General features: G+C 56.4%; 8 protein-coding genes. All 8 read left to right on the forward strand.

The window, feature by feature from the left end:
* Positions 1 to 8 precede the first annotated feature (8 nt).
* The 8 genes from VQ830_RS11205 to glgX all read left to right on the forward strand — a co-directional run bounded on the left by VQ830_RS11205 (position 9) and on the right by glgX (position 14,626).
* A complete protein-coding gene (locus VQ830_RS11205; protein WP_337268195.1) occupies positions 9 to 2,420 on the forward strand; it encodes a circularly permuted type 2 ATP-grasp protein in 2,412 nt (803 codons plus the stop codon).
* Entirely contained in the window at positions 2,420 to 3,310 is an 891-nt protein-coding gene (locus tag VQ830_RS11210; protein WP_337268382.1) for a transglutaminase family protein, read from the forward strand. The genes VQ830_RS11205 and VQ830_RS11210 overlap by 1 nt, the downstream gene beginning before the upstream one ends.
* A gap of 296 nt (positions 3,311 to 3,606) precedes the next feature.
* Positions 3,607 to 6,069, forward strand: a complete 2,463-nt coding sequence (locus tag VQ830_RS11215; protein WP_337268196.1) for a glycogen/starch/alpha-glucan phosphorylase — start codon at positions 3,607 to 3,609, stop codon at positions 6,067 to 6,069.
* On the forward strand, positions 6,066 to 8,273 hold the full coding sequence (gene glgB / locus VQ830_RS11220) for a 1,4-alpha-glucan branching protein GlgB (protein WP_337268197.1): 2,208 nt from the start codon (positions 6,066 to 6,068) through the stop codon (positions 8,271 to 8,273). Before VQ830_RS11215 ends, glgB begins: the two co-directional genes overlap by 4 nt.
* A 21-nt stretch (positions 8,274 to 8,294) precedes the next feature.
* Positions 8,295 to 9,557, forward strand: coding sequence for a glucose-1-phosphate adenylyltransferase (glgC, locus tag VQ830_RS11225; RefSeq protein ID WP_337268198.1), 1,263 nt, complete (start codon positions 8,295 to 8,297; stop codon positions 9,555 to 9,557).
* 3 nt (positions 9,558 to 9,560) lie between these two features.
* Positions 9,561 to 11,003: a glycogen synthase GlgA gene (gene glgA / locus VQ830_RS11230; RefSeq protein ID WP_337268199.1), complete on the forward strand. Its 1,443-nt coding sequence runs from the start codon at positions 9,561 to 9,563 to the stop codon at positions 11,001 to 11,003.
* 6 nt (positions 11,004 to 11,009) lie between these two features.
* Positions 11,010 to 12,641, forward strand: coding sequence for an alpha-D-glucose phosphate-specific phosphoglucomutase (locus VQ830_RS11235; RefSeq protein ID WP_337268200.1), 1,632 nt, complete (start codon positions 11,010 to 11,012; stop codon positions 12,639 to 12,641).
* An 11-nt stretch (positions 12,642 to 12,652) separates the two neighbouring features.
* Positions 12,653 to 14,626, forward strand: a complete 1,974-nt coding sequence (gene glgX, locus VQ830_RS11240; protein WP_337268201.1) for a glycogen debranching protein GlgX — start codon at positions 12,653 to 12,655, stop codon at positions 14,624 to 14,626.
* Positions 14,627 to 14,638: the final 12 nt, after the last annotated feature.

Below are 14,638 nucleotides of genomic sequence, written 5' to 3' on the forward strand. Positions count from 1 at the left end.
AAGATAAGATGGCGGACCATTCGGCATTGGAGCGCAAGACTATCGCGTCGGAAAGGCTGCACGCCTTGAACGACTATGCGCCCTTGCCCGGCGTGGCCGATGAAATGGTGGACAATGCGGGCAATATTCGTCCGGTCTGGCAGAAGTTCATCAACCATTTGAGCACGATGCCTGAGCGCGAGCTCGCAGACCGCTTTGCCCGCGCCGATCGCTATTTGCGAGAAGCCGGTGTGTTCTACAGAGCCTATGGCACGAAAAGCGAAGGTGAAAGGGCATGGCCTCTCTCACACGTGCCGGTCATGATCGATTCCCATGAATGGGAGGCGCTATCGGCAGGACTGACGCAGCGTGCGAACGTTTTGGAAGCAATCGTTGCCGACATCTACGGGGAAAACCGGCTGGTGCGGGAGGGATTGCTGCCGGCAGCGCTCATTGCCTCCAATCCCGAGTTTCAACGGCCGCTCGTCGGAATCAAGCCCGCCTCCGGTCATTACCTGCATTTTTGCGCGTTTGAAGTTGGCCGCGGGCCTGACGGAAATTGGTGGGTCCTGGCAGATCGCACTCAAGCGCCGTCAGGTGCAGGCTTTGCTCTGGAAAACCGTGTGGCGACCGCCCGCTCTTTTTCCGACATTTACGCAGAAATACCGGTTCATCGGCTTGCCTCTTTCTTCGGAGCCTTCCGTGACAGGTTGCAAACGATCAAGCACTCGGGCGACGACCGGATTGCCGTTTTGACGCCCGGACCTGCCAATGAGACCTATTACGAGCACGCCTATATTGCCCGTTATCTCGGCTTCATGCTGCTCGAGGGCGAAGACCTTACCGTCGTCAACGGTAAGGTCATGGTCCGCACCGTTGCCGGATTGAAGCCGATCGGCGTTCTCTGGCGCCGACTTGATTCGGCCTATGTTGATCCGTTGGAATTAAACCAGAATTCACATATCGGTACGCCTGGCCTAGTGGAGGCTCTGCGTGAGGCGAGCGTGACGATCGTCAATGCGCTTGGCACCGGCATTTTGGAAACGCGTGCGCTTCTAGCATTCATGCCGACGATCTGCCGGCAATTCTTCGGCGAGGAATTGCAACTGCCTTCGATTGCAACATGGTGGTGCGGCCAGCGGCGCGAGCAAGAACATGTCGCTGCCAATCTGGAACGGATGGTCATCGGCCCGGCCTATTCAAGAGCGCCATTCTTCGACGACAGCGGCGAGTCCGTTCTCGGCTCATCGCTGCGCGCTACGGCGCGAGAAACCATCGCCGACTGGCTAAAGGTGGATGGCCCGAAGCTCGTCGGCCAGGAAGTCGTCACGCTGTCGACGACGCCGGCTTGGGTCGATGGTCGGCTGCGGCCAAGGCCAATGTCCTTGCGCGTCTTTGCGGCGCGCACGGCGCAGGGTTGGCAGATCATGCCGGGCGGTTTTGCCCGCATCGGCGCCGGCGACGACGCAACTGCAATCGCAATGCAATCGGGCGGAGCTGCGGCCGATGTCTGGATCGTCAATGACAAACCGGTCGAGCGCCACACGCTTTTGCCGGCCGAGGAGAGCTTTACCCGCAACATGCCCGGCAGTCTTCCAAGCCGGGCTGCGGACAATCTTTTTTGGCTAGGCCGCTATATCGAACGCGCGGAAGGCGCCTTGCGTATTCTGCGCGCCTGGCACTCCCGCTTTGCCGAAGTCGCCGATCCGAACCAGCCGCTGCTCGCGGACGTGACCGCCTACCTTGCGGAACTCGATATCGATCCCAAAGACCCGGTGCCGAAAGCATTGATCCGCGACATCGACAGTGCTGTTTATTCGGCCAGCAATATTCGCGATCGCTTTTCCTATGACGGCTGGCTGGCTTTGAACGATCTTGCCAAGACGGCTCGCCGGTTCCGCAAGACGGTGAGCGTTGGCGACGATGCGAGCCATGCGATGACCGTTCTTCTGCGCAAGCTTGCAGGCTTTGCAGGTCTCGTTCACGAGAACATGTACCGCTTTACCGGCTGGCGATTCCTGTCGCTCGGTCGTTATATCGAGCGCGGCCTACACCTGACGCGCATTCTCGGTCATCTATCAGGGCCGGACGCTCCTGATGGTGCACTCGATATGCTGCTTGAAATCGGCGATAGCGTGATGACCCATCGCCGCCGTTACAACGTGAATACGGCACGCTTGACGGTGACCGATCTTCTGGCGCTCGACCCGCTAAACCCACGCTCCATCCTGTTTCAAATGAACGAAATTCATAAAGAGGTCGAACAGCTTCCCAATGCACTGGTGAACGGTCAGATGTCGCCCTTTTTCAGGGAAACGCTGCGCATCCGCTCCAGCCTTGCAGTAATGACGTCGCCGGCCATGAATGAAGAGGTCTATCACAAGCTCGAACGAGAACTCGAAAATCTCTCCGATCTCTTAGCCCAAACTTATCTCGGATAATCGCGCCCGTGTTTTATGACATCACCCTGACCATGGGCTACAGCTATGATGTGCCGGTGTTTAATGCTCGGCATATTCTCCGCCTCTTGCCGCTATCGCTGCCTGACCGTCAAAGACTGATCGCAGGCTCGCTCTCCGTCGATCCGGCTCCGCAAGAGCAATCCGCCTTTATCGATTTCTTTCGCCATCCAACCACGTCTGTGATGCTGCGCCTGCCGCACGAGGCGCTCAACATCCGCATGCAGGCTCGTGTACAGGTCGAAAGTCAATCGATGCCCGCCGACCTGTCGCCGCTACCGGCACAGCTTAGTGAAGAGCTTGCCGGTGTGTGGTCACTTGAGCCGGAATCACCACATCACTTTGTCAGCGCGAGCCCGAGAATAGGAGAAAGCAAGGTCATTGCGGATTATGCCAAAAGCTGCGTCACCTCAACCTCAACAGTCATGCAAGCCGCCTATGCCCTTTGCAAGCGTATAAACCGCGACTTCGTCTATGACCCCGAAGCAACACAGGTGGATACGACGCCCGAAGAAGCGTTTGAGCTGAAACGTGGCGTCTGTCAGGATTTTTCACATATCATGATTGCCGCTTTAAGGAGCCTCGGCATTCCGGCGGGCTACGTTTCGGGTTTCCTGCGCACGATACCGCCACCCGGCAAGGAGCGGCTAGAAGGTGCCGATGCGATGCACGCTTGGGTACGAATCTGGTGCGGGAAAAACATCGGCTGGATCGAACTCGATCCGACCAATGACATCCCGGCCGGCACAGACCATATCGTCGTCGGCTATGGGCGAGATTACGCGGATGTCGCCCCCGTCATCGGCATGCTCAAAGGCTATGGCAATCATAGCGTTACCCAAGCGGTCGATGTCGTTCCCGTCGGCGGTTAAGAATGAGCCGCTTCAGTCGGTGATTGCTGCCTACGATTGAAGACGTTGACCGAAAGCGCTTGCCGCGGAACCGCCGCGCAAGCTTTGCATTTAATACGCCAGCGTACCGAAGATGGAAAATAACGAAAAATCAATTCCTTCCCTGTCATACCAATAGCCAAGGCTAATTTTGCAGGCACGTCATTCCCTTATTGCAACTCGGTTGCAAGGCTGCGTAAACTGCCAAAAGCTGGCTTTGAAGGATTTGCGAATCTGTCACAAATCTGATCACTCAAATTAATTGGCGAGACCCTTCGATGACTACCGTTTCCAAGCCAACCATTCCCTCTCCTGCACCGCGTAGTTCTCGCCCGGAAATTCTCGCCGAAGAGATCATCGAACGGCTGACCTATCGCATCGGCAAAGATGCAAAAGTGGCAAAGCCGCATGACTGGCTGACTGCTACAATTCTCGTGGTGAGAGACCGCATCATCGACAAATGGATGGAATCAACCCGTCAGGTTTACGCGACCGGTGCAAAGCGCGTTTATTATCTATCGCTCGAGTTCCTGATTGGCCGCTTGATGCGCGATGCAATGTCCAATCTTGGTTTGATGGACGAGATTCGTACAGCCCTGACGTCGCTTGGGGTGGATGTCAACGTGATTGCCGGACTTGAGCCGGATGCAGCTCTCGGCAATGGCGGCCTTGGACGTCTTGCTGCCTGCTTCATGGAATCCATGGCGACCGTCGACATTCCCGCCTATGGCTACGGTATCCGCTATGTCCACGGCCTGTTTCGCCAGCAGATTGCCGATGGCTGGCAGGTCGAACTGCCCGAAACCTGGCTTGCCCACGGCAACCCCTGGGAATTCGAACGCCGCGAAAGCGCCTATGAGATCGGTTTCGGCGGCGCGGTCGACGTTATCGCAACTGGCGATGCAGAGCCCCGCTACGTGTGGAAGCCGGCCGAGCGCGTCATCGCAGCCGCTTTCGACACACCGGTCGTCGGGTGGCGCGGTAACCGCGTCAACACGCTTCGCCTGTGGTCGGCACAACCGATTGACCCGATCCTGCTCGACGCCTTCAACGCGGGCGATCACATCGGGGCGCTACGCGAAAGCAACAAGGCAGAAAGCTTGACGCGCGTTCTTTATCCTGCCGATGCGACGCCGGCCGGACAGGAACTGCGCTTGCGTCAGGAATTCTTCTTCTCGTCGGCGTCCCTACAGGACATTCTGCGCCGTCACCTGCAGCAATATGAAGATTTTACATCGCTGCCCGACAAAGTTGCCATTCAGCTCAACGACACGCACCCGGCTGTCTCGGTTGCCGAACTGATGCGCCTTTTGATCGATGTGCATGGCATCGAATTCGACCAGGCATTTGATATTGTCCGTCGCACGATCTCCTACACCAACCACACGCTTCTGCCGGAAGCTCTCGAAACCTGGCCTGTTCCCTTGTTCGAGCGTCTTTTGCCCCGCCATATGCAGCTGATCTACGCAATCAATGCGAAAATCCTTGTTGAGGCACGCAAGAGCCGTAACTTCTCTGACAGCGAGATCAGATCGATATCGCTGATCGATGAAAGCGGCGACCGACGCGTTCGCATGGGCAACCTTGCCTTTGTCGGATCGCATTCGATCAATGGCGTTTCGGCGCTTCATACGGATCTGATGAAAGTGACGGTCTTTGCCGACCTGCACAAACTTTATCCGGATCGGATCAACAACAAAACGAACGGGATTACGCCGCGCCGCTGGCTGCAGCAATGCAATCCCGGTTTGACCAATCTCATTCTCGAAACGATCGGCGACGACTTCCTTGACGATGCAGAAAAGCTCAAGCCGCTGGACGCTTTTGCGAAGGATCCAAGCTTCCAGCAGAAGTTTGCAGCCGTAAAGCGCGCCAATAAGGTTGCTCTTTCCAATCTGGTTGCAAGCCGGATGGGTGTAAAGCTCGACCCGTCCGCGCTCTTCGACATTCAAATCAAACGTATTCACGAATACAAGCGTCAGCTTCTCAACGTCATCGAAGCCGTCGCGCTTTACGACCAGATTCGCTCGCATCCGGAGCTGGACTGGGTGCCACGCGTGAAACTGTTCGCAGGAAAAGCCGCGCCGAGCTATCACAATGCCAAGCTGATTATTAAGCTCATTAACGACGTTGCACGTACCATCAATAACGATCCGGCCGTTCGCGGCCTGCTCAAGGTTGTGTTCGTCCCGAACTACAACGTGTCGCTGGCCGAGATGATGGTTCCTGCTGCGGACCTTTCCGAACAGATTTCGACAGCCGGCATGGAAGCCTCGGGCACCGGCAATATGAAGTTTGGCCTCAACGGCGCCCTGACGATCGGTACGCTTGATGGCGCCAATGTCGAAATGCGCGATCATGTCGGTGAAGAAAACATCGTCATCTTTGGCCTTCGCGCCGATGAAGTGGCAAAGCTTCGCAGCGAAGGGCACAATCCGCGGTCCATTATCGAAAACTCCCGCGAATTGTCTCAGGCACTCGCATCGATTGCCAGCGGCGTCTTCTCGCCGGATGATCGCGGCCGCTACACGCAGCTTATCGACGGCATCTATTCACACGACTGGTTCATGCTGGCGGCAGACTTTGACTCCTATGCCGCAGCGCAGCGTGAGGTCGATTCTCTTTGGACCAAGCAATCGTCCTGGTATGAAAAGACAATCAATAATACAGCACGGATGGGCTGGTTCTCTTCTGATCGGACCATCCGGCAATATGCAGATGAGATCTGGAGAGCTGGATGAAATCGCCGAACGCCGCCCCCGTGGTCAGGCAGAAATACGAGATTGCGGCAGATGAGATTGCCGCTTTTCTCTCCGGCACCCATAACAATCCATTCGCCTCACTTGGCGTTCATAAAGCAGGCGACGTATATGTCGCCCGCTGCTTTATACCAGGCGCAGAGCATGTGACTGCCCTGTCCCTCGATGGGCAGGAAATTGGTGATCTCAACCGACTTCATCAGGACGGGTTTTTCGGCGGGATCGTCTCTGTCTCGAAGCTTCAGCCGATCCGCTACAGGGCGCGACGCGGCGACGTCGAGTGGTCCGTGACGGATCCTTATAGTTTTGGCCCGGTTCTTGGGCCGATGGACGACTACTTCTCGCGCCAGGGCTCGCATCTTCGACTGTTCGACAAAATGGGCGCGCATCTCATCAAGCATGAAGGGGCTACAGGCGTTCATTTCGCTGTCTGGGCACCGAATGCTGAGCGCGTTTCCGTCGTCGGCGAATTCAACAACTGGGATGGCCGACGTCACATCATGCGCCTGCGCGCCGATAGCGGCATCTGGGAGATTTTTGCCCCTGACGTGGCGGCGGGCGTAGCCTACAAGTTCGAAATTCGCGGTCGTCATGGAGAACTTCTGCCGCTGAAAGCAGACCCGTTTGCCAGACGCAGCGAACTTAGGCCAAAAACAGCCTCCATCACGACAACAGAGATCGACCAGACGTGGGAGGACGCGGCTCATCTCGCGCATTGGCGGTCTGCCGATAAGCGGCGTCAGCCGATATCGATCTACGAGGTTCATCCAGGCTCCTGGCGCAAACGTCAGGACGGAGGCTTTCTCACCTGGGAAGAGCTTGCCAGCACCCTTATTCCGTATTGCGTCGATATGGGCTTTACCCACATCGAATTCCTGCCGATCAGCGAGCATCCCTACGATCCATCGTGGGGTTACCAGACGACAGGCCTTTATGCCCCAACCGCCCGCTTTGGCGAGCCAGGAGGCTTTGCGCGCTTCGTCAACGGCTGTCACAAGGTTGGTATCGGCGTAATCCTCGATTGGGTTCCGGCACATTTTCCGACCGATGAACATGGACTGCGCATGTTCGACGGCACGGCGCTCTACGAGCATGAAGATCCGCGCAAGGGTTTTCACCCGGACTGGAATACGGCGATCTACAATTTCGGCCGCACGGAAGTGATGTCCTATCTTGTGAACAACGCCTTGTACTGGGCGGAGAAGTTCCACGTGGACGGCCTTCGTGTGGATGCGGTTGCCTCGATGTTGTATCTCGACTATTCGCGCAAGCACGGTGAGTGGATCCCCAACGAATATGGCGGCAACGAAAACCTTGATGCCGTCCGGTTCCTTCAGGAGCTGAACACCCGGATTTACGAGAGCCATCCAGGCATCATGACGCTGGCGGAGGAATCGACCTCATGGCCGAAAGTCTCTCATCCCGTGCATGAGGGCGGCCTCGGCTTTGGCTTCAAGTGGAACATGGGCTTCATGCACGACACCCTGTCTTATATGAGCCGCGAGCCTATTCACCGCAGGTTCCATCACAACGAGCTGACTTTTGGGCTGATCTATGCCTATAGCGAGAATTTCGTGCTGCCTCTTTCTCACGACGAAGTGGTGCATGGAAAAGGATCGCTGATCGCCAAGATGCCGGGCGACGATTGGCAAAAATTCGCCAATCTGCGCGCCTATTATGCCTTCATGTGGGGATATCCAGGCAAGAAGCTTCTGTTCATGGGCCAGGAATTTGCCCAGTGGAGCGAATGGAGCGAAGCCGGGCAGTTGGACTGGGGTCTGCTGCAATATCGTATGCATGAAGGCATGCAGCGCCTGGTTCGGGACCTTAACTTTACCTATCGCAGCAAACCGGCCTTGCATGCGCGCGATTGCGAGGGCGAAGGCTTCGAATGGCTGATTGCGGACGACCAGGACAACTCGGTTCTCGCTTGGCTACGTCGCGCGCCCGACCAGAAACCAGTTGCCGTAATCTGCAACTTCACACCGGTTTATCGTGAAAATTACTCAATTCGCCTGCCGCTTGAGGGGCGCTGGCGTGAAATCCTCAATACTGATGCCGATATCTACGGCGGCAGCGGAAAGGGAAATGGCGGTCGGGTTCAAGCCGTCAATGCCAGCGGTCAAATAGCCGCTTTCATTACCTTGCCGCCGCTCGCAACGATTATGCTTGAACCTGAAACTTGATATGATTGGTGGGAGGAGAAAATGATTGAGAAACGTGTTCAACCGCTTGCCCGTGATGCAATGGCTTACGTGCTTGCCGGTGGCAGAGGCAGCCGCCTAAAGGAACTCACCGACCGCCGCGCAAAGCCTGCGGTCTATTTCGGCGGCAAGGCGCGCATCATTGATTTTGCGCTGTCCAATGCACTGAACTCAGGTATCCGCCGCATCGGCGTTGCCACGCAGTATAAGGCCCACTCATTGATCCGACACATGCAGCGTGGATGGAACTTCTTTCGGCCTGAGCGTAACGAGAGCTTCGATATCTTGCCGGCGTCGCAGCGCGTGTCGGAAACACAATGGTACGAGGGCACCGCCGATGCCGTCTACCAGAACATCGACATCATCGAGCCCTATGGTCCCGAATACATGGTCATCCTTGCTGGCGACCATGTGTACAAGATGGACTATGAATACATGCTTCAGCAGCATGTGGATTCAGGGGCTGACGTCACGATTGGTTGTCTCGAAGTACCACGCATGGAAGCAACGGGCTTCGGCGTGATGCATGTCGATGCCAATGATCGGATCATTGACTTCATCGAAAAGCCCGCTGATCCGCCCGGCATTCCGGACAAGCCGGAGTTTGCGCTGGCGTCCATGGGCATTTACGTGTTCCACACGAAGTTTTTGCTGGATGCGCTAAGACGTGACGCCTCTGATCCTAATTCCAGCCGTGACTTCGGCAAGGACATTATCCCGCATATCGTCAAGAACGGGAAGGCGATTGCCCACCGGTTCGCCAATTCCTGCGTTCGTTCCGATTTCGAGCATGAGCCCTACTGGCGCGATGTCGGAACGATCGATGCCTATTGGCAGGCCAACATCGACCTGACCGCGATCGTTCCGGAACTCGACATCTACGACAAATCATGGCCGATCTGGACCTATGCCGAAATTAATCCGCCGGCGAAATTTGTTCATGATGATGAAAATCGTCGCGGCTCGGCGACCTCCTCGGTCATCTCGGGCGATTGCATCATTTCCGGCGCAACATTAAACAAGAGCCTCTTGTTTACCGGCGTTCGCGCCAACTCCTACTCCAAACTGGAAGGAGCTGTCGTCCTGCCGAGCGTGAAGATTGGAAGGCGAGCTCAACTGCGCAATGTCGTCATAGACCATGGCGTTGTTATTCCCGAAGGTCTTATCGTAGGAGAAGACCCCGAGCTTGATGCTAAACGCTTCCGCAGAACGGAGACTGGCATCTGCTTGATTACGCAACCGATGATTGACAAGTTGGATTTGTAAGTAATGAAAGTTCTTTCGGTTGCGTCCGAGATATTTCCCCTGGTCAAGACGGGCGGCCTAGCCGATGTGGCAGGCGCCTTGCCGATCGCGCTGAAGAAATTCGGTGTCGAGACGAAAACGTTGGTACCAGGCTATCCGGTCGTGATGCGCGCCATCAAAGATGCCGAGGAGAGGCTTCGCTTCGACGATCTCCTCGGCGAGCATGCAAGCGTTTTGGAGGCTCACTATCAAGGACTTGACGTTCTCGTTCTCGATGCACCAGCGTTTTTCGACCGCGCGGGCGGGCCTTATCTCGACGCAACCGGCAAGGACTACAGCGATAACTGGCGGCGCTTTGCTGCCCTCTCGCTTGCCGGCGCAGAAATCGCTTCCGGGTTGATGCCGGGTTGGAGACCTGATCTGGTTCATGTTCATGACTGGCAGGCCGCCCTAACCCCTGTCTACATGCGATACCACCCGGTGCCGGAACTACCAAGCATACTGACCATCCACAATATTGCTTTTCAGGGGCAATTCGACGCCAGCATCTTCCCCGGGCTTCGACTGCCGGATCATGCATTTTCGGTAGACGCTGTCGAATATTACGGTCATGTCGGCTATCTGAAAGGCGGGCTGAAAACGGCATGGGCAGTAACCACCGTTAGCCCTTCCTATGCCATGGAGATCGAGGGCTCGGAGTTCGGCATGGGCCTTGAAGGCGTGGTCAACAGTCGTGTGGGGAGCCTTTACGGGATCGTCAACGGCATCGACCAAGATATCTGGAACCCAGGCAAAGACCCTTACATCGTTCAGCAATATGGCACCGCGAACCTGAAGAACCGGCAGGAAAACCGCAAATCCATCGCTGAATTCTTTCGACTTCATGACGACAACGCGCCGATTTTTTGCATTATCAGCCGGTTGACCTGGCAAAAAGGCATGGATGTCGTCGCGTCCGGCGTTGACCAGATCGTCGCCATGGGCGGCAAGCTCGCCGTCCTCGGTACGGGCGATCCCGCCATTGAAGGTGCGCTTTTGGCAGCAGCAGCACGCCATCCAGGGCGCGTCGGCGTTTCCATTGGCTATAACGAGCCGATGTCACATCTCATGCAGGCGGGCTGCGACGCCATCATTATCCCCTCTCGTTTCGAGCCGTGCGGCTTGACCCAGCTTTACGGGCTTCGATACGGCTGTGTTCCGATTGTGGCGCGAACAGGGGGCTTGAATGACACCGTTATCGATGCCAATCATGCAGCACTTGCGGCCAAGACCGCGACAGGCATACAATTCTATCCTGTCACTGCGGAAGGATTGATCCAGGCGGTAAGACGCGCCATGGCGCTCTATGCCGATCAAAAAGTCTGGACCCAATTGCAAAAGCAGGGCATGAAAACGGACGTCTCCTGGGAAAAGAGCGCCGAGCGTTACGCCGACCTCTATTCTAGCTTTGACCCGAAAGGCCAGTGATCTGAAATGACAAAAACCGTACAAACCACGCCTTATCAGGATCAGAAGCCGGGCACGTCCGGCCTGAGAAAGAAGGTGCCGGTATTTCAACAACCGAATTATGCAGAAAACTTCATTCAATCGATTTTCGATTCCCTCGAAGGCTATCAGGGCAAGTGTCTGGTCATTGGCGGTGACGGCCGCTACTACAACCGCGAGGTAATCCAGAAAGCGATCAAGATCGCCGCAGCCAATGGTTTCGGAAAGATCATGGTTGGCAAGGGCGGCATCCTCTCGACCCCGGCTGCCTCGCATATCATTCGCAAATATAAAGCGTTCGGTGGCATTATCCTGTCCGCCAGCCATAATCCCGGCGGCCCTACCGAAGACTTCGGCATCAAGTACAATATCGGCAACGGCGGCCCTGCGCCGGAAAAGATCACCGACGCGATTTACGCTCGCACGAAGGTGATCGACCAATACAAGATCGCGGAATTTCCGGACGTTAATATTGACCGCATCGGCAAGGAAGAACTGCCGGGCGGTACCATCCTGTCTGTCATCGACTCCGTTGAAGATTACGCGGCTTTGATGGAAGAACTGTTCGATTTCGGCGCGATCCGCAATCTGATCAGCCTCGGCTTCAGGATTGCCTTCGACGCCATGAGCGCGGTGACAGGTCCATATGCCAAGGAAATCTTCGAAAACCGATTAGGCGCGCCATCAGGTTCGGTACGCAACTTCATGCCGCTTCCCGATTTCGGTGGGCATCACCCCGATCCAAATCCTGTACACGCCAAGGAACTCTATGACGAGATGATGAGCGAGGATGCGCCGGATTTCGGTGCCGCATCCGATGGCGATGGCGATCGCAATCTCATCATCGGCAAGGGCATTTTCGTCACGCCCTCCGACAGTCTCGCGATCCTCGCTGCCAATGCGAACCTTGCGCCCGGCTATTCCAGCGGCCTTGCTGGCATTGCACGCTCGATGCCAACCAGCGGTGCAGCCGACCGCGTGGCGGAAAAGCGCGGGATCGGCATGTTCGAAACGCCAACGGGCTGGAAGTTCTTCGGCAACTTGCTCGATGCCGGCATGGCAACGATCTGCGGTGAAGAAAGCTCCGGCACGGGCTCCAACCATGTGCGCGAGAAAGACGGCCTTTGGGCGGTGCTCCTATGGCTCAACATCCTCGCTGTTCGCGGCGAAAGCGTCTATGACATCGTGGTCCAGCACTGGCAGACCTATGGACGCAATTATTACTCGCGCCATGACTATGAGGCGGTCGACACCGATGCTGCCAATAAGCTGATGGACAACCTGCGCGGCAAACTTGCTAGCCTTCCAGGTCAAAGCTTCGGGTCCTTGAAGGTTAAAGCAGCTGATGACTTTGCCTATCATGATCCAGTCGATAAATCCGTCAGTGAACATCAAGGTATTCGTGTCCTCTTTGAGGGCGGCTCACGCGTGGTCTTCCGCTTGTCGGGTACCGGCACATCTGGCGCGACGCTCCGCGTCTATCTCGAGCGCTATGAGCCCGACTCCACCAAGCACAACATCGAAACGCAGGAAGCACTTGCCGATGTGATCGCGGCAGCCGAGACGATTGCGGAGATCCGCAGCCGCACAGGCCTCGACGTTCCGACCGTCATCACCTGACGGCAACGGAAATGGAAGCAGGCAAAGATCCGGAATACGGCGCCATAATCTTGGAAGACGGCGTGAAATTTGTCGTCTTCTCAAGATATGCGACGAAGATTGAGCTTTGCCTGTTCACCGATGGCGGTCGCGAGACACGGCTGCCGATGAAACGCGCCGATGATGGCAGCCACAGCCTTTTTGTCGAAGGCGCCAGAGAAGGCCTTCAATACGGCTTTCGTGCGCACGGTACCTACGATCCTGATCAAGGCCATTGGTTCGATCCGTCCAAGCTTTTGGTCGACCCCTACGCCGCCGAACTCGACCGACAGTTCGTCTATGATCCGCTGCTGGGGACCGTCGGCGAAGATACTGCGTCTCTGGTGCCGAAAACCGTCGTTCGCAAAATGATTGAGGCGCCGCAGCAGCGCCCGCTGTTGCCGAAGGGTGGCTTCATTTACGAGCTCGCCGTTCGTGCCTTTACTATGCGGCATCCCAGCGTGCCGGAAAGCCAACGCGGGACGATTGCAGCTCTTTCACATCCAGCCGTGATCGCGCATTTTAAAGAAATTGGCGTTGATGCCATCGAGCTCCTGCCGATCGTCGCGTGGATCGACGAACGTCATTTGCCGCCACTCGGGCTCTCGAATGGCTGGGGTTATAATCCGATAGCGTTGATGGCGATTGATCCGCGCCTTGCGCCAGGTGGTGTCGCTGAGCTTCAAGACACCGTCGCTAAGTTGCATGCCGAAGGGATCGGCGTGATCCTCGATCTTGTTTTCAACCACACCGGCGAAAGCGACCGGTTTGGATCGACCCTTTCGATGCGCGGCCTCGATAACCTTACTTATTACCGATATGCTGAAGGGCAGCCGGGCGAGCTGATCAACGATACCGGAACCGGCAACACGCTGGCCTGCGACAATCCTCAAGTCCGCACGCTGATTGTGGACAGCCTTCGTCACTTTGTAAGGTATGCCGGTGTTGACGGGTTCCGGTTCGACCTTGCGACCATTATCGGGCGAAGCGCCACCGGTTTTCATCGCGACTCGGAAACATTAAAGGCCATCATTGCGGATCCAATTCTTTCGGATCGCATTTTGATCGCCGAGCCCTGGGACATCGGTCCTGGTGGCTATCAACTCGGTAATTTCCCGCAGCCCTTTCTCGAGTGGAACGACCGCGTGCGCGACGATCTGCGCCGTTACTGGCGTGGCGATGCCGGCCTGACCGGAGCGCTTGCAACAGCGCTCGCAGGCTCTTCCGATCTTTTCGGTCGACATGGTGAAGAAGCTTCGCGAAGCGTGAACTTCCTTGCCGCGCATGACGGTTTTACGCTGAAGGATCTCGTTTCCTACGCGCATAAGCATAACGAGGCCAATGGTGAGGACAATCGCGACGGGCACAACGACAATCATTCCTGGAACAACGGTGAGGAAGGCGAAACGTCGTCGCCCGATATCGTCCAGCACCGAATGCGCGACATCAAGGCATTGCTATCAACTTTGTTTTCTACGCGTGGTCATATCATGTTGACAGCGGGTGACGAGGCAGGGCGCACGCAGCGGGGCAATAACAATGCCTATTGCCAGGACAACGAAATTACCTGGATGGATTGGTCTCGACTCGACGAGGAGCTGCTCCGACATACCGGCTTCCTCGCCAAGCTGCGGCGGCGGTTTTCAGCATTGTCCGACGTCGCGTTCTTCTCGAGCCACGGCGACGTGGAATGGCTGTCGCCGAGCGGCATGCCGATGAGCGTCGGCGAATGGGAAGGTGCCGATCAACCTGGCATGATGATGATCTTACGGACACATGATGCAGCGCTAAATCGGCAGGCGAGGATCGCGATCGCCTTCAATCGGTCATGGCTCACACTCGACATCAATCTGTCCCATCTCGACAGAAGCGGGCGGTGGCACCGCCTTGATGAAACCGGAGAGCAGCCGATCGACCAGATGACAGCTGTTCCTCCTCGTTCCGTTTCCTTCTTCCTTGAATATTAAGCCTGCTAACAG

Origin of the sequence: Oryzifoliimicrobium ureilyticum, from assembly GCF_037199735.1 — a bacterium.
Taxonomy (GTDB): domain Bacteria; phylum Pseudomonadota; class Alphaproteobacteria; order Rhizobiales; family Rhizobiaceae; genus Rhizobium; species Rhizobium ureilyticus.

Coding starts and splice junctions, on each gene's coding strand:
- VQ830_RS11205 (WP_337268195.1), top strand. CDS start 9: ATGGCGGACCATTCGGCATTGGAGCGCAAGACTATCGCGTCGGAAAGG.
- VQ830_RS11215 (WP_337268196.1), top strand. CDS start 3,607: ATGACTACCGTTTCCAAGCCAACCATTCCCTCTCCTGCACCGCGTAGT.
- glgB (WP_337268197.1), top strand. CDS start 6,066: ATGAAATCGCCGAACGCCGCCCCCGTGGTCAGGCAGAAATACGAGATT.
- glgC (WP_337268198.1), top strand. CDS start 8,295: ATGATTGAGAAACGTGTTCAACCGCTTGCCCGTGATGCAATGGCTTAC.
- glgA (WP_337268199.1), top strand. CDS start 9,561: ATGAAAGTTCTTTCGGTTGCGTCCGAGATATTTCCCCTGGTCAAGACG.
- VQ830_RS11235 (WP_337268200.1), top strand. CDS start 11,010: ATGACAAAAACCGTACAAACCACGCCTTATCAGGATCAGAAGCCGGGC.
- glgX (WP_337268201.1), top strand. CDS start 12,653: ATGGAAGCAGGCAAAGATCCGGAATACGGCGCCATAATCTTGGAAGAC.